Source organism: Cellulomonas sp. KRMCY2 (assembly GCF_000526515.1).
Lineage (GTDB): Bacteria > Actinomycetota > Actinomycetes > Actinomycetales > Cellulomonadaceae > Actinotalea.
Genome location: NZ_JAGF01000001.1, coordinates 1,553,460 through 1,577,015 on the forward strand (window position 1 = coordinate 1,553,460; position 23,556 = coordinate 1,577,015).

The window sequence follows — 23,556 nt, forward strand, 5'->3', positions numbered from 1 at the left end:
GCTCAGGCGTCGAGGATGCCGTGGATGATGCTGGCCCCCGAGTGCGCCGGGTTCCCGTCGTAGGGCTCCTCCGACACGTCGACCACCGGGAAGTCGCCCAGGTCGAGACCGGCGGGGACGGTGAAGGTGCCCTCGGTGCCCTCGAGCACACCGAGGCTGACCAGCCGGCTCACCTCGCGGTCGATCAGCCACACCTCCCGGAAGCCACCGTCGCCCTGCTCGGCGTCGAGCGTCACGACCAGGAGTCGCTGACCGTCGGACCCCTCCTCGACGACGGCCTGGCCGGTGGTGTCCCAGCCCGGCAGCGGCTCGAGCACGGCCCGGGCGACCACGGTGGGCGCGGTCGCGGCGTCGTCCCCGCCGCGGCGACCCACGGTGCCCGCCGTGCGCGCAGCGGTACGACGGGTGCGCGCACCCCGGCGGCGTCGGGCGCGGTCGCGGGTGCGGCGTCGCTCGCCGGGGCGCTGCCGCCGGCCGCCGCGTCGGTGAGCCCGAGCTCGGCCTGGATGGCGTGCCACACGGCGTCGGGCGGGGCCACGAGCGCGTCGACCGGGCTCAGGGCCCGTCCGGTCGACACCACGAGGGCGAGCGAGTCGATCTCGTCGCGGCACTGCCGACAGGTCAGGAGGTGGACGCGGTCGACGCTGCTCGCCGGCTCGCCCAGCGCGAGCAGCGCCAGGTCGTGCGGGTCAATGTGCTCCACCGCTGCCCACCTCCAACCTGTCCCGCAGGCGCAGCAGGCTGCGTCTGATGTGGCTCTTGACGGTCCCCAGCGGCAGGGCGAGCCGCTGGGCGATCTCGTCGTGCGTCAGGTCGTCGTAGAACGCCAGCACCAGGATCGTGCGCTGGGGCTCGCCGAGGCGTGCCATCTCGTCCGCGACGGTGAGTCGCTCGGCCAGCGCCGCGGTCTCCGGCTCCGGGTCCGGCCCGGTCGTGCTCGCCACAGCCAGCTGGTTGCGGCGGTCACGGCTGCGCCGGGCGTGCACGTCCGCGACGGCGTGCCGGGTGATCCCGGTCAGCCAGGCCATCAGCGGTGAGCGCCGTGGATCGAACCCGGATCGTCCCCGCCATGCGCTGACGAACACCTGCTGCGTCACGTCCTCCGCATCGCTCGGGTCGCCGAGCGACAGCAGGGCGAGCGTGTGCACGAAGGCCGACCAGCGACGGTACGACTCCGCGAGGGCGGCCTCGTCACCTGCGACGAAGGCCTGGCCGAGGGCATGGTCCTCCCAGGTCGCAGGCCCGTCGGCAGCCAGGGCTCGCGCTGACATGGACAGCGGGAACCTCCTCGGCGGCATCGGTGTCGCGGACGTCGTCCGCAACGGTAGCGGGCCCGCCTCCGGACGACTCTCGGTTCCCGCCACGTCAGGTGTCGGGGACCGGCAGCGCGGTGACGATCGAAGCTGTCCAGGGTGAGGTCGCCGTTGACGTAGACGTCGACCGTCAGGTCGGGCACGCCGTGCAGCACCGAGAGGGTCGCGTCGCCGTCCGCCGCCGCGGCGGGCAGCGCGGAGCCGAGGGCGAGCACGAGGCCGGCGGCGCCGCCGGCGATGAGTCGAGTACGCATGGTTCCTCCTGGAGCGGGCCCCGAGGGGCTGCTGAGCTGATTGACACCTCTCTACTGCGCGAGGTGCCGTTCTGGATGCAGCCAGGAGGAAGAGGCTGTCGCCGCGCGGCTGCCGCGGGCGCGACGGGTTCGGCGCGTGCCCGCCGGTCAGCGCAGGGCGGCCTCGGCGATGGCGTGCGCCAGGTCGACCGGACGGGAGAACATCGGCCAGTGGCCGGTCGGCAGGTCGACGTACTCGACGTCGGTCATGTCCGGCAGCTCGGCCGGCAGCTGCCCGGCAGCCACCAGCTCCCGGATCAGGGTCGACGGCATGCTCGTGCAGATGAGCGTCACCGGGACGCTCAGCCGTCGGGCGTCGGCCAGGTGGAGGGGTGTGGCCGCGACCCCGGTCGGGTGCGGCACGGCGCGCTCGCGGAAGCGCGCGAGGGCGGCGTCGTCCAGCCCGGCCAGGCTGCTCCCCTCGGCCTCGAGCGCCTCCCACGACGGCAGCGGCACATCGGCCGCCCGCTCGCCGGGCACGTCCGGCTCGGATGCGGCCTCCGCGGGCGGCTCCGGTCGCAGCACGACGCCGTCGCGCATCGGACCGCTGTCGACGTAGACCACGCGTCGGATGCGGCCGGGGCGCCGGTCGACGACGCCGTGCACCACGAGGCCGCCGCCGCTGTGACCGACCAGCACGACGTCGTCGTCGAGCGCGTCGAGCCCGTCGACCACGTCCAGCACGGCACCGAGGTGGTCGTCGAGGGTGATCCGCGTGCGATCGTCGTCGACCGAGTCGAGCCCGGGGAGGGTCACCGCATGCGGGACCAGGCCGGCGTCACGCAGGCCGGGCAGGACGTCGTCCCAGGCCCAGCCGCCGAGCCAGAAGCCCGGGACGAGGACGACGTGGACGGTGTGGCTGGCGTGACTGGTGTGCAGCTCAGGGGTGTGGGTGCTCATGGGACCAGGATGCCGGGGGCCTGGTGACACCTGTCTGTCACCATTGTCGCCATGAACCGTACGGATCGCCTGTACGCGATCGCCGAGGAGCTGCGGCGGGTGGGACGCGGCGGGACGACGGGCGCCCGGCTGGCCCGTGCGTTCGAGGTCAGCGAGCGCACGATCAAGCGCGACATCGCCGCGCTGCAGCAGACCGGCGCGCCGATCTGGGCACAGGCCGGGCCAGGCGGTGGGTACGTGCTGGACGGTTCGGCGAGCCTCCCGCCGGTCAACTTCACGCATGCCCAGGCCGTCGCGGTGGCCGTCGCCCTCGCGGCCCTGCCGCCGGGCACTCCGTTCGCCGTCGACGGCGCCGCGGCGCGCGGCAAGGTGTGGGACGCGCTCGGGCCGGCGGACCGCGCGCTCGCCGCGGAGCTGACGCGACGCGTGTGGTTCGACACCGCCGAGCGGCCGGACACCGCCGGCTCCGCCGGCTCCTCGGACACCGCCGGCTCCTCGGACACCGCCGAACCCGGCGTGCTGCGTGCCGTCGAGCAGGCGCTGGCACGGCGCCGGGTCCTGGCCATCACCTACCGGTCCGCCGACGGAGCGGTGACTCGTCGGTCGGTCGAGCCGATCCTGCTGGCCCATGCGGAGCACCGGTGGTACCTGGTCGCGTGGTGTCGTTCGCGGACGGCTGTGCGGTGGTTCCGGCTCGCACGGATCGAGAAGGCCGACCTCACCCACGAGCAATACCCACCGCACGAGGTCGCCGAGGTCGGCGCGCCACCGGTGGGCGCCCGGCCGGTGAGCGCGACGGGGCCGGGAACGGGGTAGGTCACCTCGGCGGAGCGCTCTCCGCCCGGCCCGTCAGCGGAGTCGGACGACGTCGCCGACCGTCGCCGTCACGTGCACCACGGCCTCGCGCAGGTCCACCGCCGTGACCAGCACCCCGGTGGCCCTGGCGTCGACCACGTCCTGGACCCGGACGACGACCATCGGCTCGCCCGGCTCCCCCGGCTCCTCCGCCCCGCCCACGACCGTGACCAGCCCCTCGGGCAGACCCTGCCTGCGCAGGGCGGCGTTGACCGGACCGATGAGGTGACCCAGGAGCTTGTGCGCCGGCAGCCCCCGGGCGTGCGCGGTGACCGTCAGTCGCGCCACGCCGTCGTCGTACCCCGCGAGCCTCGCGGTGACCGCCATCGTCCCCGCGGCCGCGGCGGCGAGCCGCAGGGCGCGCGAGGCGTCCGGGATCTGCCGCAGGTCGATCTCGGCATGGACGACCGAGCCGTCGGCGCGCACCGACCGGACCAGGGGCGGGAGCGGACCGGTCGCGGTCGCCAGGGCGAGAGCCTCGGTGAAGGGGAGCGCGAGCTGCATCAGTTCTCCTGGGCACGGGGAGGTCGTCGGTCACCACCGTACGGGTGACCCGGCGAACGGGCGGGCCGGGATGCGGCGGGCGCCGGGCGCCGGCCGGATGGCAGGTCCGCCACCCGCCCGGTGTTGACTGACGTCGTGACCCAGCGCATGCGCCTTCCCAGAGTCCGGGCCTCCGAGCTCGTCGGCCGCGGCTGGCTGAACACCGGCGGTGCGGACCTCAGCCTCGCCGACCTGCGCGGCAAGATCGTCCTCCTGGACTTCTGGACCTTCTGTTGCATCAACTGCCTGCACGTCCTGGACGAGCTGCGCGAGCTCGAGGAGCAGTACCGCGACGTGCTCGTGGTGATCGGCGTGCACTCGCCCAAGTTCGTGCACGAGGCCGATCCGGTCGCGCTCGCGGCGGCTGTCGAGCGGTACGAGGTGCACCACCCCGTCCTCGACGACCCGGAGCTCGTCACCTGGTCGGCCTACTCCGCGCGCGCCTGGCCGACGCTCGTCGTCGTGGACCCGGAGGGCTACGTCGTGGCCCACATGGCCGGCGAGGGGCACCAGCACAACCTCGCCGTGCTGGTCCGCGAGCTCGTCGCCGAGCACGAGGCGAAGGGCACGCTGCACCGGGGCGACGGACCCTACGTGCCGCCGCCCGCGACGTCGTCGACCCTGCGCTTCCCGGCCTCGGTGGTCCGGCTGCCCAGCGGGAACCTGCTGGTGGCCGACGCCGGGCACCACAGCCTCGCCGAGCTGGCGCCCGACGCCGAGGCGTTGGTCCGCCGGATCGGCTCCGGGGAGCGCGGGCTGGTGGACGGCGAGCCCGGCGACGCCCGGTTCAGCGAGCCCAACGGGCTGTGCGTCCTGCCGGACGAGGTCGCGGCCCGGGTCGGGTACGACGTCGTCGTCGCCGACACCGTGAACCACGCCCTGCGCGGCGTGCGGCTGTCGGACGGCTCGGTGCTGACGATCGCGGGCAACGGTCGGCAGTCGATGGTCGGTGCGAACGACAACGTCGTCGACGGCATGGACGCCGTCCCGCCGGGTGTGCTCTTCACCACGCCTGCCCAGTGCACCAAGCTCTCGTCGCCGTGGGACGTCGTCTGGTACGAGCCGCTCGCCGCGATCGTCGTCGCGATGGCCGGGAACCACACCCTGTGGGTGTTCGACCCGGTGGCGGGTTCGGTGCACCACCTCGCGGGCACCATGAACGAGGGCCTGGTGGACGGGCCGGTCGACGAGGCCTGGTTCGCGCAGACCTCGGGCCTCGCGGTGGCACCCGACGGGCGCCTGTGGCTGGCCGACGCGGAGGTCTCGGCCCTCCGCTGGGTCGACTCACCGCCGGGCACGGCCGAGCTGCTCGTCGGCACGGCTGTCGGTGCCGGCTTGTTCGACTTCGGGCACCGCGACGGGCCGGCCGACCACGCCCTGCTCCAGCACCCGCTCGGCGTCGCCGTCCTGCCCGACGGGTCGGTCGCGGTCGCGGACACCTACAACGGCGCCGTCCGCCGGTACGCCCCGGCGTCCGACGGCGGCCCCGGCGAGGTCACGACCCTCGCGCGGGACCTGGCCGAACCGAGCGACCTGCTCGTCGAGGTCCCGCCGGACGGTGCGATCGAGCTGCTCGTCGTCGAGTCCGCGGCGCACCGGGTGACACGGGTGCGCCTGCCGGCCAGGCTGGCCGGCGCGATCCTCGACCACGGCGCCCACCGCACGCAGCGACCGGTCTCGGAGATCGGCCCCGGCCGGCTGCGGCTCGACGTCGTCTTCACGCCCGCCGCAGGACAGAAGTACGACGACCGCTACGGCGCCTCGACCCGCCTGCAGGTCTCCTCGACGCCGCCGGGGCTGCTGTTCGACGGTGCTGGGGCCGACGTCCCGCTCGAGCGCATCCTGCGGATCAACCCGGACGTCACCGACGGCGTCCTGCACGTGACGGCCCAGGCGGCGTCCTGCGACGCCGACCCGGCGATCGAGTACCCGGCCTGCCACCTCAACCAGCAGGACTGGGGCGTCCCGGTCCGGGTCGTGGCCGGCGGACCGTCGGTGCTCACCCTGCCCCTGCACGGCTGACGACCTCGCGCAGCAGCCCGGCCGCGCACGCTGCACCACCCCAGCGTGCGCCGAGCTGTCAGCGTGCGCCGACCGCTCAGCGCGCGCCGACCGCTCGCAGCACGAAGGTCTCGGTCGCGGCGATGGCCGCCTGCCGGCTCGGGCCGTCGTCGGGCACGGCCCGGCTCGACAAGCAGGCGTTGATCAGCGGGACGGTGGTCTCGAGCGCCTGGACCGGCAGGACGCCCGACGCGATCCCCGCGGTCAGGATGCGTCGCAGGACGTCCTCGACCAGGACGGCGTGCTCGCGCAGTCGCGCCTGCGACCCGTGGGACAGGACCGAGCGCAGGGTGGCTCCGGGTGCGAGGTGGATCTCGCGCCGCAGTGCGGCGTGCTGGCGGACGTACGTGCGCAGCTGCTCGACCGGCTCGTCCACACCCTCGAGCACCCGCTCGAGCGAGGCGACGTACTGCTCGGTCTCGTGCGTGATGTACGCGATGAGCAGCGACTCCTTGTCCGGCACGTGGTTGTACACGGCCGTGCGGCCGACGCCGGCCTCCGCGGCGATGTCGGCCAACGTGATGGCGTCGAAGCCACGGTCGGCCATCAGGGTGCTCAGCGCGGCGAAGAGGCGGCTCCGCGTCTGGCGCCGGTGCTCGCTCAGCGAGCCACCGATGATCTTCGGCACGCCGACATCATGCCACCAGGACCGCCGTTCGGAGGGCAGGTCTCGCGTCCGTTCCGGCGGCTCGGTTAGGGTCGCGTCATGGCGAAGGATGCGATCGAGCCGGACACCAAGGACTGGACCTGGGTGCTGCACACGCCCTGCCCGGAGTGCGGCTTCCAGGCCGATGCGGTGGCCGGGACGGATGTGCCGGGGCTCGTGGACGGCTACGCCGAGCGGTGGCAGCACGTCCTGGCGCGGCCCGACGTCGGCTCGCGCCCCGCCCCGCAGGTCTGGTCGCCGCTCGAGTACGCATGCCACGTGCGCGACGTGTTCCGGGTCTTCGCCGGACGGGCGCGGCTGATGCTCGCGCAGGACGCCCCGACGTTTGAGAACTGGGACCAGGACGAGACCGCGATCGCGGAGCGCTACGGGGAGCAGGACCCGTCGGTCGTCGCGGCCGAGCTCGCGGCCGCCGCCCAGGATGCCGCGGCCGCGTTCGGCGGGGTCCCCGCCGATGCCTGGGACCGGACCGGCCTGCGTAGCAACGGCTCGCACTTCACCGTCGACAGTCTCGGCCGGTACTTCGTGCACGACGTCGTGCACCACCTGCACGACGTTCGCGGGTGACCCGAACGGAGCAGCGTTCGCCGGGAGTTCATGCACAATCTTTGTCCACAGGCCTGTGCGTTCTCCACCGCGTGAGCGTGTCAGCTTGTGCACAAACCTGTGACTAGCGGCGGACCGAAAAGTGCCCTCGCCAGGGCCTTGCGGCGGTCTCTCGCAGCGGACTAGAACTAGGTCATCGGCAAGAAGGAACGCCGCACCAACCGGGGAGACCCGGGAGGTTCCGAGCGGGGCAACCCGCGAGGAGTTCGGACCGGGGCAACCCGGGACGCGCGCTGCGGGCCTGCACTACCGAGACCGATCGGAGACCGGTGGACCACCTCGACGGGGCAACCCTGAGAGCTGCGGATGGCGTCGCAGGTGTCCAGACGGACCGGCCGGTGTGATCTCTGGATCGACTGCTTACGGGCAACCGTGGAGCGACGGATCCGCCGCATCGCCGGCGCGGGGTCGACGTGCACCGGGCAACCGGACCTGAGACCGATGATCACAGCAAGGCCCCTCGGACGCTTACTCCGAGGGGCCTTTGCTGTACCCCCAGGGTACGGGGCGGTTCGTGACGAACCCGTGAGCGACACGCGGCCGGTGGGTGAACTGTGGTGTCGCCCCCGGACGGCTGGGTGCCCGACACAGCACAGGAGGTCCTGAGATGCAGGCCATCACTCCCTTCCTCTGGTTCGACGACCAGGCCGAGGAGGCCGCTCAGCACTACGTCTCGATCTTCGAGAACTCGAGGATCCTCGACGTCTCCCGCAACGGCGAGGGCGGTCCGGGACCGGCCGGGTCGGTGCTGACCGTGCGGTTCGAGCTCGACGGCCTCGAGCTGCAGGCGCTCAACGGCGGACCCCACTTCCACTTCACCGAGGCGATCTCGCTGTTCGTCAGCGTGGAGTCCCAGGAGGAGGTCGACCGGCTCTGGGACCGCCTGATCGAGGGTGGCGGCGAGCCGAGCCGGTGCGGGTGGCTCAAGGACAGGTACGGCCTGTCGTGGCAGGTCGTCCCGACAGCCCTGTCCGAGCTGATGGGCGACCCCGATCCGGCCCGCGCGAGCCGCGCGACGCAGGCGATGCTCGGCATGTCCAAGATCGACATCGCTGCGCTGCGGGCCGCGGCCGACGGAGTGCCGCCGGTCCAGGTGTGACGTCCACGGAGGTCGACCGCGCCTTCGTCATCGCTCCCGGGCCTTGCGGGGACGCGCGCGCCGGACGGAGGATGCGGCGTGGACACCAGGGCGGTCATGGCGTGGGTCGAGCGGTACGAGCAGGCGTGGCGCGACGACGACGTCGCGGGTGTCGGGGACCTGTTCACCGAGGATGCCCACTACCTGCGCTCCCCGTACGACCCGCCACTGGACGGCCTGGACGCGATCCGCGGGTTCTGGTCCGATCCGACGCCGTTCACGATGACCGCCGAGCCCGTGGCGGTGGCCGGTCGGGACGCCGTCGTGCGGGTCGAGGTCGCGTACGGCGGCGACGAGCCCCAGGAGTACCGGGACCTGTGGATCCTGCGATTCGCCGACGACGGTCGTGTCCAGCACTTCGAGGAGTGGGCGTACTGGCCGGACAAGCCCTACACGGCCGCGCCCGACTGAGGGCCTGAGCGATTCACCCCCCGGACGTCACCATCGGGCCCAGCACGGCACCGGTGCTGGTGCAGGATGGGTGCACGCCAGGGCCGACGCCGCCGGCGGACCCGGCGGAAGGACACCTGATGACGGACGCGCCCCCGGGCAACCAGGACCGGGTCGTGGGCGTCGACGAGCTCTTCTTCTCCACGACCGACCGCAAGGGCATCATCACGGGGGCGAACTCCGTGTTCGTGGGGCTGTCGCACTACTCGCGATCCGAGCTCCTCGGTGCACCGCACAACGTCGTCCGCCACCCAGACATGCCGGCCGGCGCGTTCGCGATCATGTGGGACCGGTTGCTCACGGGTCGACCGATGGTCGCCTATGTGAAGAACCTCGCCAAGGACGGCTCGGCGTACTGGGTCCTGGCGACGATCACACCGCTGGGTGACGGGTTCCTCTCGGTGCGCGGTGCGGTGTGCCGCCCCGACCTCTGGGACACCGTCACGGGCGTGTACGAGAAGGTTCTCGTGATCGAGAAGGTCGCGCGTGAGCAGGGCCACGGCAAGGTCGCCGCCGCACGGATCGGTGCGGCGGCCATCGTCCACGAGCTCGCCGGACGTGGCTTCCCGGGCTACGGCGACTTCCTGCGGTACGTCCTGCCCGCCGAGGTGTCCGCGCGGGCCGCGCTCTCCCAGCTCTCGGTGGAGCGACCCGACGTGGTCGGAGGGCTCGGTGCGCTCCTCGGGGCGACGCATACGCTGGATGGCGAGCTGTCGTCGCTCCTCGTCCGGCTCGACGACTTCCTCGACCTGGCCGACAGCCTCGGCGCGGCGTCGAGGGATGCCCTGACGACCCTGGCAGGCCTGAGCGCATCGGCCGGCTCCGCGTCGCGCGCGTCGGCGATGGTCGCGGACAGCGCCCCGGTGCTCGCCCGCACGGCCTCCGCCATGTCGATCATGTCCGACGAGCTGGGGGCCAGGATCCAGGCCCTCGCGGTGCGGCTCGACCACGTGCACGGCTGGGTCATGGAGCTGCGCTTCCGGATCGGGCTGGCCCGGCTGCACAACGACATGGCGAGGTCCTTCGCTCTCGAGGTCGCGGAGGGTCGGGCGTCGGCCGAGGGCATCAGCTACGTCCTGCTGCTCTGCCGGGCGCTCGAGGAAGGTGCGCAGGACGTCACCGGCTCGCTCTCCAGCACGAGCGGCGCCCTGCGAGAGGTGGCAGAGGACGTGATCGGCGCCGAGAAGCAGCTGAACGAGTTCCAGTACCTGCTCGCGTCCTGGCGTCTGCTCGTGACGCGCTTCGGGAAGTCCGGACCGCTCGGCGAGCACGTGGGTCCGATCGACAGCCAGCTGCGCGGAGGTCGCGAGCAGATGGCCGCCCTGCGGGACCTCGCACGTCGCTGTCTCGCCGAGGCCCAGCCGTACGACCCCGCGCGGCTCCTGGATCCGGTCGGGCTGATCTCGCAGGCGAGCGCCGAGCTGTCCGGAGCAGGCCCGATCTGGACCTGACCGGCCCTACGGCATCCCGGAGGCCGCTGTGACGGCCGGAGACGAGGCCGCCTGCTATGACGCGGAGTTCAAGGCGATCGACGTCCAGTGGCGGGCCGACCACATCGAGACCTCGGAGACGGCCGCGTTGCTCGCAGCATGCCTTGCCGAGCACGGGCTCGAGGTGCCGGAGACGCTCGTCGAGAAGGACGCCGCACTGAGGGCGAACGACATCCCCCTGCGGGACTGCATGTGATGGCTCGCCGCGGCGGGTATCGGAAGGAGTTCACGACACCGGACCGATGCGCCGGTCACCCGAGGGGCTCAGGCTCCGTGCAGAACTGGTGCTGCTGGGCGACGTACCACTCGCTGTGCATCGCGTATGGGGCGTCCCCGTCGGTCGTCTCGATGCCCTGGTCGGCGACGGTCGGCAGCTCGCCGAAGGACTCGGTCGTGCCGACCCCGACGCACAGGTAGACCTCGGACGGGGATGCCGCCACCGCCCGCGACGAGTCGATGTCCGCGCCCCACGGCAGGGTCGTGGTGAGCGGGAGCCGGACCTCGGCCGCGCCGGTCAGCTCCTCCCCGGGGGCCAGGACCCGGGCGGCGACGCCGTAGGCGGACGCGAAGTCGACGTCGCTCGGCGGGGCGATCAACCGCTGGGCGAGCTCGACCGTGTCGCCCTTGGCCGCCAGCACCCACGTCGGCGGCGGCTCGTCGGCCGACATCCGCGCCGGATCCGGACCGACGAACACCAGCACGGGTGCGTCGTCGTCGTTGCGCAGCGTCCACGACCAGCCGACGGCGGTGTCCGTCTGACTGAGCTCGGCCGTGAGCGTCAGGTCCGGCCGCGGGCCCTCCGGCTCCGGCCGGTCGAGCGGCCCGGACTGCGCCGCGCACCCGGCCAGCAGGAGGGCCGCCGAGAGCCCGGCGGTGCGCACGTGACCACGCCGGTGGGTGGGTCTGTGGTGAGGGGTACCGGCCCGCCCGGCGTCCGGCGACCCGTCCGCGTCCGTGCGCGCGTCCATCAGTACCTGTCCCGTCGGTCGAGCTCGAGCTCGTCGCGGAGGGCGTTCTCCGTGGCGGCGTCGTCGTGGTCGGGGTCGAGCTGGGTCGGTGTGCTCGGGTCGTCGTCGTGGTCGTACGGAAGGCCGACCGCAACGCGCTCCCGGTTGTTGACCCCGGGGTTGTCCGTGCCGGTGTAGACCCCCTCGGCGAGGGTGTCGTGCGAGTAGTCCCACACGTGGGCCATCTCGTGGTAGAGCACCACGACGGGTGGCGTGGCGCCCCTGAGGGTGTCGAATCCCGGGTTGTACTGGATCTGGTGGGTCTGCGTCCCCCAGGCCGTGTCGCGGGATGCGAAGCCGTTGTCCTGATCCGCGAGCTCGATGATGCGCAGCCCGTCGCCGTCGGTGAACCACCCGTCCGAGTCCTCGTGCGCCTTGTCCAGCCCGGCGAGCATCTCCTGGCCCGTCGGCGAGGACCGGAGCATGTCGAGGTCCGCCTCGACGCGTGCCACGAAGTCCGGCGAGCCCTCGATCCGGATGAAGGAGCCGGCGTCGCTGATGTCGACGTACACCTCGTGCTCGGCCGTGCCGGAGTCCTCGGACTGGAGGTACGCCGTGTCGGAGCCGGTGCCGCCCTGAAGGGTGTCTCTGCCGTGGCCGCCGTACAGCACGTCCGTCCCCGAGCCGCCGTGCAGGGCGTCCGCGTCGCGACCACCGGAGACCACGTCGTCGTCGCGCCCGCTGATGACGGTGTCGTCGCCGCGGGCTCCCTCGAGGTAGTCCTCGCCGGCGCCACCGATGACGGTGTCGTCCCCGCCCATCCCGTACACGGTGTCGTCCCCGTCGCCGCCCGAGAGCCGGTCGCGTCCGTCGCCACCGTCGACGTAGTCATGGCCGGTGCCACCGACGACGACGTCGTCGCCCGCCCCCGCGTACAGGTCGTCCTCAGGTCCGGAGCCGCCGTAGATCCGGTCGTCGCCTCCGAGGCCCCAGACCTGGTCCGAGCCCGCCCCGGCCGAGACCCGGTCGTTGCCGTCGCCGCCGGAGACCCAGTCGTCGCCCGCTCCCGTGAGGATCGTCAGACGCACCGATGTGCCAGGTTCCACCGTCACCGTGTCGCTCCCCGAGCCGGTGCGGATCACGACCGGCCGCCCTGCGGGGAAGGTCAGGGTCCGTCCGTTCACGGTCACGATCTGGGCACCGGTGTCCGGGTCCACCCGCACCTGCACGTCGTCGGCCCCGGACCCCGTGCTGACGACGATCCGCTCACCGTCGTCGATCCACGTGAGCCGTGTGCTCTCGGCAGGCGGGGTCCACGTCGTTGCCGTGCCCTCGGCAGCGGTGTTCCACCGGCGCGCGACGCCGTCGAGCGCCACCCGGGCAGCCGACATCTCGCGCGCAGCAGCCGCCAGTGCGTCATCGAGGTCCGCGCGGATCTCGCGTGCACCGGCGACCAGCGCCCGCACCCGCGCGATCTGCGCGTCGCTCTGCGGGTGGACCCAGACGATCGGACCGAGCACCACCGTGTGGACCGCTGCCCGGAGGTTGCCGAGCGACGCCGAGAGGGACGCCTGCGCGGTGCCGAGTGCGCCGGCCGCGGCGTGCAGCGCGTCCCGTGCCGTCCGGCCGGCGGCCGCGGCGTCGTCCACGGAGCTGCTCACCGCCGCGCGGTGCGCGTGGTAGCCGTCGGCCGCGGACCCGGACCAGGCGTCGCCGCGCAGCGGGAGCGCGACATCGTCGATGCTGTCGCGTGCCGTCACGACGGTCTCGGCGAGGGTGGCCCACGCATCGGCGGCCGCGCGAACCCGGTTGGGCGCAGCTCCGAGGTACCAGAGGTTGGGCAGGACGAGCGTGGGCCACACGCGCGGGGGCTGGACGGGCGTTGCCGGCGGTGCCGTGGGCGTCGGCGTCGGGCGGGCGGTGGGCGACGGCGCCGGACGGGGTGTGGGCGTCGTCATCAGCGCGCCTCCATCCGCGGGCCCCTGAGTCGCGCAGCCTCGTCGAGGTCCGTCTCCCGGTAGGCGATGGCTGCCTGCAGCAGGCTGTCCGCGTCCAGCTCCCAGACCTCGGCGATCGCGCCGACGGCGCCGTCGGCGGCCTCGCTCGCGCCGGACGCGGCACCGTGCAGCAGTGCCCCGGACGAGGTCGGCCCGACGTCGCCCGGCGAGAGCTGCACGGCGGACAGCATGCGGGTGATGGCGTCGGTGATCGTGTCGACCGCGGCCATCGTCCGGCCGGCCAGGTGCGTGAGCGCTTCGGGATCGGCGTCGAATGCGGCGGTGGTCACGCGCTGCATCGTAGGTGCGACCTGCCACGGAGGTGGGGCGTTTCGGACCTGGGAGCCGTCGACGGCGAGGATCGGTAGGCTTTCGTCGGCGTGGCCCCCGGACTCCCCATGGTTGAGGCGCGACATCGCGAGAAGGCGGCTTGTGGAGACACCTCCGAGGAGCAGGGACGGCAGCGAACATGTGACCGACGAGCGGTTCAACACCGTCTCGCACCTGTTCGCCGCCTGCTTCGCTCTGGTCGGCGCTGCCCTGCTCATCTCGCAGGCGGGCGTGCAGGCGGACCCGTGGAAGATCGTCGGGTTCAGCATCTACGGTCTCTCCGTCGTGACGCTGTTCGTCGCCAGCACCCTGCACCACGGCCTTGATCACAGCCCGCGGGTGAACGAGGTGCTGCGCACCCTCGACTACGACTCGGTGTTCTTCCTGATCGCGGGCTCTGTGACGCCGCTGGTGCTCGTGCTCTTCCGCGCCACCTACGGCTGGACGGTGCTGGGTGCCGTGTGGGTCATCGCCACGCTGGGGATCGTGCTGCGCTCGATGGTGCGTCAGCTGCCGAAGTACGTCACGAACACCCTCTACATCGCGCTGGGCTGGGTCCCTGTGCTGCTGGTCGGCGCGGGCGGCTCGCTGCCCGCCGGGGCGTACGCGCTGATGGCGGTGGGAGGCCTGGTCTACAGCGCCGGCTTCGTGATCTTCGTGATCGAGAAGCCGAACCCGTGGCCCGGGGTGCTCGGCTTCCACGAGATCTGGCACCTGATGGTGGTCGTCGCAGCACTGCTGCACTACCTGCTCATGTATCTCTACGTGCTGCCGGCGCCTCGCGGCTGACCGCGTCGAGCGGAGACCGAGGTGGCCGGCGTCACGGCCCCGGCGGAGGTGCGGTGCTCGCACGCACCACAAGATCAGTCGGGACGAGCACCCGGTCACGGACGACCTCGGTCCCGTGGCGCACCTGCCCGAGGACCAGCCGGACCAGCTCGACACCGATCTGGTCGAAGTCCTGCGCGACGGTCGTCAGCGGCGGGGACGAGAACTCGCTCAGCGCGATCCCGTCGAAGCCGACGACGGAGATGTCCTGCGGCACGCGTAGACCGGCCTCGTGCAGGGCACGCAACAACCCGAACGACATGTCGTCGTTCGCGCTGAAGACGGCGGTGATCGACCGGTCCAACGCGATCTGACGACCCACGAGATAGCCCGACCCGGCCGACCAGTCACCACGCCAGAGCTTCGGTGGCCGGACGCCCGCGTCCTCGAGGCAGCGCTGCCACGATGCGGTGCGGACGCTGGCGGGCCAGGAGCCTTCGGGCCCGGCCAGGTGGTGCACGGTGCGGTGCCCGAGGTCCAGCAGGTGCTGGGTCGCATCCCGACTTCCTTGGACCTGATCGGCGACGACGCTGGGGTAGTGCCCGCTGAATCGCGAGTCGGAGACCGCGACGGGCATGCCGTGGGGCAGCGCCAGAGACTCGGCAGTGGCCCGCTCGGCCCGGATGATGACGAGGCCATCGATCGCCTGATGCGGCAGACGGTGCGCCGCCGGCTCCCAGCCCTCGGTCGCGGGATTCCGCACGGTGAGCAGGGTCACCGCATAGTCCTCGGCCTCTGCGGCTCGCACCACGGCCTCCGTGGTCAGGGCCTCGCCCGTCCGGCCGAACCGGTGCGCGACGACTCCGATCGCGCCGTACTTCCCGTTGCGCAGCGCGCGAGCGGCGCCGTTGGGTGTGTAGCCCAGCTGCTGCATCGCCTGTTGCACGCGCTCACGAGTCGCCGGGCGGACGACATCGGTTCCCGTCGACACCCGCGACACCGTCTGCGCCGAGACTCCCGCGAGCTTGGCGACGTCTTCGATCGATGGGCCGGTCTTTCTCCGGCCCCGGCCAGTCATGGCGGCCATGCCCGGCATCCTACTGGCGCGATGGTGACGTCATCGACCCGCAGGCCGAGGATGCCTCCGGGCGCCGCTGACCGTTACGGGATCGTGACCAGCGGGCCTAGCACCGTCACTGGAGCGCGCCCTATGTTTACCTAAACATTTGTTGGCTCAGAGAGGAGCGCAACACGACGACACGTCGTCGCCTTCGGTGCTGGACCCGCCCGGGAGTGTCGCCACACCAGGCCGTCCCGGGGTACAGCACCAGCGCGCGAGGTCGGGCCCAGATGTGGGCGACAGGTACGTCAAGGAACAGGTAGGCCCGGGGCACGGCCAACGCCGGCCCCGGCCCGGCAGCGACAAGAAGGATGCTCAGATGGACACGTTCCGGAAGTCGGTTTCGGTAGCGACAGTCATGGCGCTGTCCCTTGCTCTCGCGGCCTGCGGCGGCGGGGAAGAGCCCGCCGGCGGTGACGAGGCCACCGGCGGTGGCGAGGCCACCGGCGGTGGCGGCACCACGCTCACGGTCTGGGCCTGGGACCCGGCCTTCAACATCTACTCGCTCCAAGAGGCCGAGAAGATCTACCAGCAGGACCACCCGGACTTCACGCTCGAGATCGTCGAGACCCCGTGGGACGACCTGCAGACCAAGCTCACCACGCTCGCGCAGTCGCAGGAGCTGGACCAGCTCCCGGACATCTTCCTCATGCAGAACAACGCCTACCAGAAGAACGTCATCAACTACCCGGACCTGTTCACCGACTACTCCGAGTCGGGCATCGACTTCAGCGAGTTCCCCGAGTCCGTCGTGGCGTACTCGACGGTCGACGGTGTGAACTACGGCCTGCCCTTCGACAACGGGACCGCGATCTCGGCCCTGCGGACCGACGTCCTGACGCAGGCCGGCTACACGGTCGACGACTTCACCGACATCACGTGGAGCGAGTACATCACCATCGGCAAGGATGTCCTCGCCAAGACCGGCCAGCCGCTGCTGTCCGGCCAGGCCGGCTCGTCCGACCTCATCATGATGATGCTGCAGAGTGCCGGTGCGAGCCTCTTCGACGACGAGGGCAAGCCGACGATCACCGACAACGATGCGCTCCTCGCGGCCATCGCGACCTACCAGGAGCTGGTCACCTCCGGTGTGCTGGTCGAGGTCAACTCGTGGGACGAGTACATCAACAGCCTCGTGAACTCCAACGTCGCCGGCACCATCAACGGCGTATGGATCATCGGCTCGATCCAGTCGGCCGCCGACCAGTCGGGTCTGTGGGGAGTCACCAACCTGCCGAAGCTCGACGACGTCGACGGTGCGACCAACTACTCGGCCAACGGTGGCTCGTCCTGGGCGATCAGCTCCAGCGCTGACGCCGAGCTCGCGGCCGACTTCCTGGGTGCCACCTTCGCGGGTTCCACCGAGTTCTACGACACGATCCTGCCGTCGGCCGGTGCCCTGGCGAACTGGACCCCCGCAGGTGAGAGCGACGTCTACGCCGAGCCGCAGGAGTTCTTCGGCGGCGACGCGATCTTCTCCAAGGTCGTGGACTTCTCGACCCAGGTGCCGAGCAACAACACCGGCGCCTACTACTACGAGGGTCGCGACGCCGTCAGCGTCGCGATCACGAGCATCATGAACGGGGCCGACCCCGCCACCGCGCTCGAGGAGGCGCAGGGCACGGTCGAGTTCGCGATGCAGTGATCCCCGGACCGGGCGCGGTGAGGCACACCGCCGCCGCGCCCGGTGCCCGGCGCCCGCTCGTTCTCCCGCGCAGAAGGTGAGTTCGCCGTGTCACATCCGGCCGCGCCGACCGGGGAAGCCGCTCGATCGGCTCCCTCGCCGCTCACGAAGGTCACGGGCCCGTTCTCCCGCTCCGCCCGGCCTCCCGGCTCCTCCGGCCCGAGGTTCCGGCTCGAGCAGCGTCGCAGCCTGACCGGCTGGACGTTCCTGCTCCCCGCCTCGCTGCTCATCCTGTGGTTGAACTTCTGGCCGATGATCCAGGCGTTCATCCTCTCCATGCAGACCGGACGCGGGACTCAGCTCGACTTCGCCGAGCCGCTGTGGTCCAACTACACGCGCCTGTTCGACGACGAGATCTTCAAGCTCACCCTGCAGACCACGTTCTTCTACCTCATCATCCAGGTCCCGATCATGCTCGGCCTGGCGCTGGTCCTGGCGAACCTCCTCAACGACCGGAACCTGCGGTTCAAGGGGCTGTGGCGGACGGCGATCTTCCTGCCGAGCGCGGTGGGCCTGGTCTCCTACGCGCTGGTCTTCCGCACGATGTTCGCCAACGACGGGCTGGTCAACGACCTCCTGCTCGGGATGGGCTTCATCGACGACCCGGTCAACTGGCTCGGCCAGACCGGCACCGCGCGGCTGGTCATCGTCCTCGGCCTGCTGTGGCGGTGGACCGGCTACAACATGATCTTCTACCTCGCCGCGATGCAGAGCATCGACCCCTCGACGATCGAGGCGGCGCGGATCGACGGCGCGGGCTCGTTCAAGACGTTCTGGTACGTCACGGTGCCCCAGCTCAAGCCGATCATCCTGCTGACCGCGATCATGTCGACGAACGGGACGCTCCAGCTCTTCGACGAGTCGTTCAACCTGACCGCCGGTGGGCCGGCCAACACCTCGATGACCATCTCGCACTACCTGTACATGGTGTCGTTCCGGAACAGCCCGAACTTCGGGTACGCCGCGGCGATCTCCTACGTGATCCTCATCATCGTCGCCATCCTGGCCGCGATCCAGCTCAAGGTGGGTGACAAGCGTGACTAGGCGGTGGCGCCGGCTTCCCGGCTACGTGTTCCTGTCCCTCGCCGCCCTGGCGTCGATGTTCCCGCTGTACTTCATGGTGGTGTCCGCGACCAACACCAGCCAGGAGGTGCTGGGCTCGAAGCTGATGCCCGGCACCCACCTGCTGGAGAACTTCGAGGCCCTGGCGACCTCGCAGCCGCTCGGCTCGGCGTTGTGGTACTCGGCCGTCAATGCGGTGGGCACCACGGTCCTCGCCCTGGCCATCACGTCGATCGCCGGGTACGCGTTCGAGGTCTACCACACCAGGGCCAAGGACTGGCTGATGGGTCTGCTGCTTCTGGCGATCATGATCCCGTTCGCGGCGACGATGATCCCGCTGTTCCAGATGTTCGCCGACCTCGGCCTGGTGAACTCCTCGTACGCGGTCATCCTGCCGGCGGTCTCGACGCCGTTCCTCATCCTGCTGTTCCGCCAGGCGTCGCGGTCCTTCCCGCACGAGATCCTCGAGGCCGCCCGGATCGACGGGCTGCGCGAGCTGGCGATCTTCCTGCGCATCTACCTGCCCACCAACCGGTCGACGGTGGCCGCGGCCGCCGTGATCACCTTCATGGCTGCATGGAACAACTTCCTGTGGCCGAAGGTGATCCTGGTCGACAACGCCTACCAGACCATGCCGATGCTGCTGTCGAACATCCGTGCCGGGTACGTCACCGACTACGGGATGCTCATGCTGGCCGTCCTCATCGCCTCGCTGCCCGCGATGGCGATCTTCCTGGTCCTGCAGCGCAGCTTCGCCGAGGGCATCACGGGAGCCATCAAGTGACCTTCGACGTGACTCGCATCGCGGACCCGGAGTACTTCGCCGAGAACCGTCTGCCGGCCCACTCCGATCACCGGCGGTACCGCAACCGTGCGGAGGTCGCCGCCGGGACCAGCGGGTTCGAGCAAGGCCTGAACGGCCTGTGGAAGTTCCACTACGCGAAGAGCCCCGCGCAGACGATCGTGGGGTTCGAGGGCCTCGACCACGACTGCTCGTCGTGGGACGACATCCCGGTGCCGGCACACATCCAGCTCCATGGCTATGACCGGCCGCAGTACACCAACATCCAGTATCCGTGGGACGGTCACGAGGCCGTCGAACCCGGGCAGGTGCCGACGCGCTACAACCCGGTCGCGAGCTATGTGACCACCTTCGTCCTCGATCGCCCGCTCGACGACGGCGAGCGGCTGAGCGTGTCCTTCCAGGGTGCGGAGAGCGCGATCGCCGTCTGGCTGAACGGCACCTACATCGGCTACGGCGCGGACTCGTTCACCCCGTCGGAGTTCGACCTCACCGACGCGGTGCTCGACGGCGAGAACAAGCTCGCCGCGCAGGTCTTCCGGTGGAGTGCGGGGTCCTGGATCGAGGACCAGGACTTCTACCGGTTCTCCGGGATCTTCCGTGACGTCGTGCTGTACCGGCAACCGGCGGTGCACGTCGAGGACCTGCGTGTGACGTCCACGGTGTCCGACGACCTCGACGTGGCAGCGGTCGTGCTGCGCGCCCCGGTCACCGGACCGGGCTCGATCCGCGCCACGCTCGTGGGCCAGGGTGACCTGGTCGAGACCAGCACCGGAGACTTCACCATCACCCTCACCGATCCGCACCTGTGGAGCGCGGAGGACCCGTTCTGCTACGAGCTGGACATCGAGGTCCTGGCCGAGGACGGTACGTCGAGCGAGCTCATCGTGCAGCGGGTCGGCGTGCGTCGCTTCGGCATCGAGGACGGCGTCCTGAAGATCAACGGCCAGCGGCTGGTCTTCAAGGGTGTCAACCGGCACGAGTTCGGCCTCAAGGGCCGGGTGGTGTCCCGCGACGAGACCGAGGCGGACATCCGGCTGATCAAGGCGACGGGGATCAACGCCGTCCGGACCAGCCACTATCCGAACAACACCTACTTCTACGAGCTGTGCGACCAGTACGGGCTCTACGTCATCGACGAGATGAACCTCGAGTCGCACGGCATGTGGGACAAGGTCGCCGTCGGCGACCTCAGCATCGAGGAGGCACTGCCCGGCGACCGGCCCGAGTGGTTGCCCGTACTCCTGGACCGTGCCGCCAGCATGTTCGAGCGGGACAAGAACCACCCGAGCATCGTGATGTGGTCCTGCGGCAACGAGTCGTTCGGCGGCACGAACCTCCTGGCCGTGTCGAACTATCTGCGTGAGGTCGACACCCGCCCGGTGCACTACGAGGGGGTGCACTGGGATCCTCGCTATCCCGAGACCACCGACGTCGTGAGCCAGATGTACACCCCGGCGGCGGAGATCGAGGACTGGCTGCGCACGCACCGGGACAAGCCCTTCATCCTGTGCGAGTACGCCCACGCCATGGGCAACTCCTTCGGCGCGGTGGACAAGTACCTCGACCTCGCAGACCGTGAGCCCCTCTTCCAGGGCGGGTTCATCTGGGACTTCGCCGACCAGGCGCTCCGGCTGACCGATCGCCTGGGGCAGGAGTACTTCGGATACGGCGGTGACTGCGGCGAAGCGCCGAGCGACTACGAGTTCAGCGCCAACGGCATCGTCTTCGCCGACCGCACCCCGACGCCGAAGCTCCAGGAGGTCCGGTATCTCTACCAGCCGTTCCGGATCTCGATCTCCCACGACGAGATCGAGATCGAGAACCGGCGCCTGTTCACGGGCAGCTCCGATCTCGACTGCGTCGTCACGCTCAGGCGCGAGGGGACGGTGCTCGCCGAGTCCGAGATCGACATCGACGTGGCACCGGGCAGCGGCCGGACCTATCCGCTCCCGGTGACCGTGCCCCGCGCTCCCGGCGAGTATGCGATCGACGTCTCGCTCAGGCTCCGCCGTGCCACCGCCTGGGCGCCGGCCGGGTACGAGATCGCGTGGGAGCAGCGGGTGATCGTCGTCACGGGTACGGCACACGACTCGTCCTCGGCGCACGACTCGTCCTCGGCTCACGACGAGGCCCCGACCCTGATCGAGGGCATCCACAACATCGGGGTCCGGGGCAAGCACTTCATCGCTCTGTTCTCCCGCATCCACGGGGGCCTCGTCTCGTACCGCTACGGCCTCACCTCGGACGGGGGCCGCGAGCTGCTCCGGGCCATCCCGCAGCCGAACTTCTGGCACGCGCCCACGTCGAACGAGCGGGGCTGGGGCATGCCCTTCCGGGACGGCCACTGGCTGCTCGCCAGCCGCTACCGCGAGCCGCTGCCCAGCCAGGAGAGGCCCGTGGTCGCGCTGCACGCCGACCATGTCGAGGTGAGATACGGCTACCTGCTGCCCACCACGCCCAACAGCGAGAGCGAGGTCGTCTACCGGGTCTTCGGCAGCGGTCGCGTCGAGGTCACCCTGTCGCTGCGCCCCGGAGCGGGCCTGCCGGACCTGCCGGAGTTCGGCATGCTCTTCACCGCCGATGCGGCCCTGCACCACCTGAGCTGGTACGGCGACGGACCGGCGGAGTGCTACGTGGACCGCCGCGGTGGGGCTCGGCTCGGCATCTACACCAGCGACGTCCGCCAGGAGCTGACGCCCTACGTGCGACCGCAGGAGTCCGGCAGCCGCACGGGTGTGCGGTGGGCAACGGTGACCGACGACCAGGGGGCCGGGCTGCGGTTCGACTGTGCCGAGGGGATGGAGTTCTCCGCCCTGCCGTGGACACCGTTCGAGATCGAGAACGCCCGGCACCCGGTCGAGCTGCCACCGATCCAGCACACGGTGCTCCGCCCGGCGCTGATGCGTCGGGGAGTCGGCGGCGACGACTCGTGGGGCGCGCTGACCCACCCCGAGTTCCGCGTGCCGCAGGGGAGCGACCTGGTGTTCCGGTTCGGGTTCCAGGGCGTGCGCTGAGGGCGGGCCGCCGTACCTGTCCCCGTGCACATGCCCCGTAACCCGATGCTGGCGTCGCTCGTCGGCCTGACCGGCAACGCCCGCGCCTCGATCTGGACGGAACCCCTGTGGGGACTGTCGATGATGCTGGTGCTGCCCTACGCGTCGGTGTTCATGCTGGCCCTGGGCGTGCGCGACGAGCAGATCGGGCTCATCGCGACGGTGTCGATGGTGTCCCAGGTGGGGTTCGGGCTGCTCGGCGGGGTCATCACGGACAAGCTCGGGCGGCGCACGACGACCGCCGTGTTCGACCTCGTCGCGTGGTCCGTCCCGTGCCTCGTCTGGGCGTTCGCGCAGAACTTCTGGTGGTTCCTCGCGGCGGCTGTCATCAACGGCAGCTGGCAGGTCACCCAGAACTCGTGGGACTGCCTGCTCGTCGAGGACGCGGACCGCGCGGAGATCCCGCGGCTGTACTCCCTCGTCAAGGTCGCCGGCGACTGCTCCGCGATCTTCGCCCCGATCGCGGCGCTCCTGGTGTCGCAGTACGGCCTCGAGCCGGCGGTACGGATCCTCTACCTCAACGCGTTCGTCATCATGACCGGCAAGATCGCGATCCTGTACCGGTGGTCGACGGAGACGGCGACGGGCCGCGTGCGCCTCGAACAGACCCGCGGGGTGAGCACGTGGCGCCTGCTCGCCCAGTACCGCGGTGTGCTGGGTCTGATCCTGCACTCGCGCGGGACGATCTTCTCCCTCGCCCTGAGCGCTGTCGTCTCCGCCGTGGCGCTGGTCAACGCCACCTTCTGGCAGGTGGCGGTCAGTCAGCACCTCGGCGTCCCCGACCCGCTGCTGCCGTTCTTCCCGATGGTCCGCTCCGTGCTGTCCGTCGTGCTGTTCTTCACGCTCATCCCGCGACTCACCCACGTGATCAACCTGCGGCGCCCCACGCTGTGGGGCCTGGCCGGGTACCTCGCCGGCCAGCTGCTGCTCGTCGTCATCCCCGCGAACACCGGCGGGCCAACGGCCCAGACCTACGCGCTGCTCGGGGTCTGCCTGCTGCTGGACGCGTTCGGCGCGGGCATCCTCTTCATGCTCACCGAGTCGCTCGTCGCCCTGCATGTGGACCGCGACGAGAGATCCCGGGTCATGGCCATCCAACGCACCTGCGTGATGCTCGCCATCGCCCCGTTCGGCTGGATCTCGGGCTGGCTGTCGAGCATGGACCGCACCTGGCCGTTCCTCCTGACGAGCGCCCTCCTGGTGCTCGGGGTGGTGCTGGCAGCGCGGTTCTGGGTCACCACGCACCATGAGGAGGTGGCCGTCGCCTGAGTCGGTCCGTCGGCTCGGCAGGCCACCGGGCCGTGCGGAGCGGACGACGCCGTCGTCTTCCTCAGCGGCCAGACGGTCTCGCTGTTCGACTCGATGATCGTGCAGTACGCGATCATGTGACACCTCACGCCGGTCACCCAGTCGGGGTCCGTGCTCGCGCGGCCGGTCGCCGGCGTCGGCGGAGTCACGGTTCCGGTCCGGGCGA

General features: G+C 71.0%; 22 protein-coding genes. 13 read left to right on the forward strand and 9 right to left on the reverse strand.

The window, feature by feature from the left end:
• Window positions 1–2 precede the first annotated feature (2 nt).
• The 3 genes from K415_RS23395 to K415_RS0107535 form a co-directional block, all read right to left on the reverse strand.
• Entirely contained in the window at window positions 3–611 is a 609-nt protein-coding gene (locus K415_RS23395; protein ID WP_369795196.1) for an anti-sigma factor domain-containing protein, read from the reverse strand.
• A gap of 78 nt (window positions 612–689) precedes the next feature.
• Window positions 690–1,271 (reverse strand): RNA polymerase sigma factor, encoded by a 582-nt coding sequence (locus K415_RS0107530; protein WP_024286463.1) that lies wholly within the window; start codon window positions 1,269–1,271, stop codon window positions 690–692.
• 443 nt (window positions 1,272–1,714) lie between these two features.
• Complete coding sequence (locus K415_RS0107535) at window positions 1,715–2,506, reverse strand: alpha/beta fold hydrolase (protein WP_029663346.1); 792 nt, start codon at window positions 2,504–2,506, stop codon at window positions 1,715–1,717.
• Window positions 2,507–2,557: 51 nt separating this feature from the next.
• On the opposite strand from K415_RS0107535, the gene K415_RS0107540 reads away from it, so the two are divergent.
• The gene (locus tag K415_RS0107540; protein ID WP_024286465.1) at window positions 2,558–3,322 is read left to right on the forward strand and encodes a YafY family protein; all 765 of its coding nucleotides are present in this window, start codon (window positions 2,558–2,560) and stop codon (window positions 3,320–3,322) included.
• A gap of 33 nt (window positions 3,323–3,355) precedes the next feature.
• Here K415_RS0107540 and K415_RS0107545 read toward each other — a convergent pair whose 3' ends face one another.
• Window positions 3,356–3,865: a hypothetical protein gene (locus K415_RS0107545; RefSeq protein WP_024286466.1), complete on the reverse strand. Its 510-nt coding sequence runs from the start codon at window positions 3,863–3,865 to the stop codon at window positions 3,356–3,358.
• 147 nt (window positions 3,866–4,012) lie between these two features.
• On the opposite strand from K415_RS0107545, the gene K415_RS0107550 reads away from it, so the two are divergent.
• Window positions 4,013–5,926 (forward strand): NHL domain-containing thioredoxin family protein, encoded by a 1,914-nt coding sequence (locus tag K415_RS0107550; protein ID WP_029663347.1) that lies wholly within the window; start codon window positions 4,013–4,015, stop codon window positions 5,924–5,926.
• Between the two features lie 76 nt (window positions 5,927–6,002).
• Here the strand turns inward: K415_RS0107550 and K415_RS0107555 are convergent, their stop codons facing one another.
• Entirely contained in the window at window positions 6,003–6,593 is a 591-nt protein-coding gene (locus K415_RS0107555) for a TetR/AcrR family transcriptional regulator (protein WP_024286468.1), read from the reverse strand.
• Between the two features lie 78 nt (window positions 6,594–6,671).
• Between K415_RS0107555 and K415_RS0107560 the strand changes: the two genes are divergently transcribed.
• The 5 genes from K415_RS0107560 to K415_RS0107580 all read left to right on the forward strand — a co-directional run bounded on the left by K415_RS0107560 (window position 6,672) and on the right by K415_RS0107580 (window position 10,512).
• Window positions 6,672–7,199 carry a DinB family protein gene (locus K415_RS0107560; RefSeq protein ID WP_029663348.1) on the forward strand — a complete coding sequence of 176 codons (528 nt, stop codon included), beginning with the start codon at window positions 6,672–6,674 and terminating at the stop codon, window positions 7,197–7,199.
• A gap of 646 nt (window positions 7,200–7,845) precedes the next feature.
• Window positions 7,846–8,337 carry a VOC family protein gene (locus K415_RS0107565; protein ID WP_024286470.1) on the forward strand — a complete coding sequence of 164 codons (492 nt, stop codon included), beginning with the start codon at window positions 7,846–7,848 and terminating at the stop codon, window positions 8,335–8,337.
• A gap of 78 nt (window positions 8,338–8,415) precedes the next feature.
• Window positions 8,416–8,787 (forward strand): nuclear transport factor 2 family protein, encoded by a 372-nt coding sequence (locus K415_RS0107570; RefSeq protein WP_024286471.1) that lies wholly within the window; start codon window positions 8,416–8,418, stop codon window positions 8,785–8,787.
• A 119-nt stretch (window positions 8,788–8,906) separates the two neighbouring features.
• Window positions 8,907–10,277 carry a PAS domain-containing protein gene (locus K415_RS21590; RefSeq protein ID WP_024286472.1) on the forward strand — a complete coding sequence of 457 codons (1,371 nt, stop codon included), beginning with the start codon at window positions 8,907–8,909 and terminating at the stop codon, window positions 10,275–10,277.
• Between the two features lie 28 nt (window positions 10,278–10,305).
• The gene (locus K415_RS0107580) at window positions 10,306–10,512 is read left to right on the forward strand and encodes a hypothetical protein (protein ID WP_024286473.1); all 207 of its coding nucleotides are present in this window, start codon (window positions 10,306–10,308) and stop codon (window positions 10,510–10,512) included.
• Window positions 10,513–10,567: 55 nt separating this feature from the next.
• Here K415_RS0107580 and K415_RS0107585 read toward each other — a convergent pair whose 3' ends face one another.
• From K415_RS0107585 to K415_RS24225, 3 genes are all read right to left on the reverse strand, one after another.
• The gene (locus tag K415_RS0107585) at window positions 10,568–11,197 is read right to left on the reverse strand and encodes a hypothetical protein (RefSeq protein ID WP_155859395.1); all 630 of its coding nucleotides are present in this window, start codon (window positions 11,195–11,197) and stop codon (window positions 10,568–10,570) included.
• Between the two features lie 86 nt (window positions 11,198–11,283).
• Window positions 11,284–13,221, reverse strand: coding sequence for a M91 family zinc metallopeptidase (locus tag K415_RS0107590; protein ID WP_155859396.1), 1,938 nt, complete (start codon window positions 13,219–13,221; stop codon window positions 11,284–11,286).
• The gene (locus K415_RS24225; protein WP_034661117.1) at window positions 13,221–13,550 is read right to left on the reverse strand and encodes a type VII secretion target; all 330 of its coding nucleotides are present in this window, start codon (window positions 13,548–13,550) and stop codon (window positions 13,221–13,223) included. The genes K415_RS0107590 and K415_RS24225 overlap by 1 nt, the downstream gene beginning before the upstream one ends.
• A 181-nt stretch (window positions 13,551–13,731) precedes the next feature.
• On the opposite strand from K415_RS24225, the gene K415_RS0107600 reads away from it, so the two are divergent.
• Entirely contained in the window at window positions 13,732–14,379 is a 648-nt protein-coding gene (locus K415_RS0107600; RefSeq protein ID WP_024286477.1) for a hemolysin III family protein, read from the forward strand.
• 31 nt (window positions 14,380–14,410) lie between these two features.
• Here the strand turns inward: K415_RS0107600 and K415_RS0107605 are convergent, their stop codons facing one another.
• The gene (locus tag K415_RS0107605; RefSeq protein WP_029663353.1) at window positions 14,411–15,445 is read right to left on the reverse strand and encodes a LacI family DNA-binding transcriptional regulator; all 1,035 of its coding nucleotides are present in this window, start codon (window positions 15,443–15,445) and stop codon (window positions 14,411–14,413) included.
• Between the two features lie 352 nt (window positions 15,446–15,797).
• On the opposite strand from K415_RS0107605, the gene K415_RS0107610 reads away from it, so the two are divergent.
• The 5 genes from K415_RS0107610 to K415_RS0107630 all read left to right on the forward strand — a co-directional run bounded on the left by K415_RS0107610 (window position 15,798) and on the right by K415_RS0107630 (window position 23,351).
• Complete coding sequence (locus tag K415_RS0107610; protein ID WP_024286479.1) at window positions 15,798–17,123, forward strand: ABC transporter substrate-binding protein; 1,326 nt, start codon at window positions 15,798–15,800, stop codon at window positions 17,121–17,123.
• An 87-nt stretch (window positions 17,124–17,210) separates the two neighbouring features.
• Window positions 17,211–18,206: a carbohydrate ABC transporter permease gene (locus tag K415_RS0107615; protein ID WP_231494847.1), complete on the forward strand. Its 996-nt coding sequence runs from the start codon at window positions 17,211–17,213 to the stop codon at window positions 18,204–18,206.
• A complete protein-coding gene (locus K415_RS0107620) occupies window positions 18,199–19,008 on the forward strand; it encodes a carbohydrate ABC transporter permease (RefSeq protein ID WP_024286481.1) in 810 nt (269 codons plus the stop codon). The genes K415_RS0107615 and K415_RS0107620 overlap by 8 nt, the downstream gene beginning before the upstream one ends.
• Before the next feature lie 8 nt (window positions 19,009–19,016).
• Window positions 19,017–22,043 (forward strand): glycoside hydrolase family 2 TIM barrel-domain containing protein, encoded by a 3,027-nt coding sequence (locus K415_RS0107625; protein ID WP_231494848.1) that lies wholly within the window; start codon window positions 19,017–19,019, stop codon window positions 22,041–22,043.
• Window positions 22,044–22,073: 30 nt separating this feature from the next.
• On the forward strand, window positions 22,074–23,351 hold the full coding sequence (locus K415_RS0107630; protein WP_024286483.1) for an MFS transporter: 1,278 nt from the start codon (window positions 22,074–22,076) through the stop codon (window positions 23,349–23,351).
• Window positions 23,352–23,556: the final 205 nt, after the last annotated feature.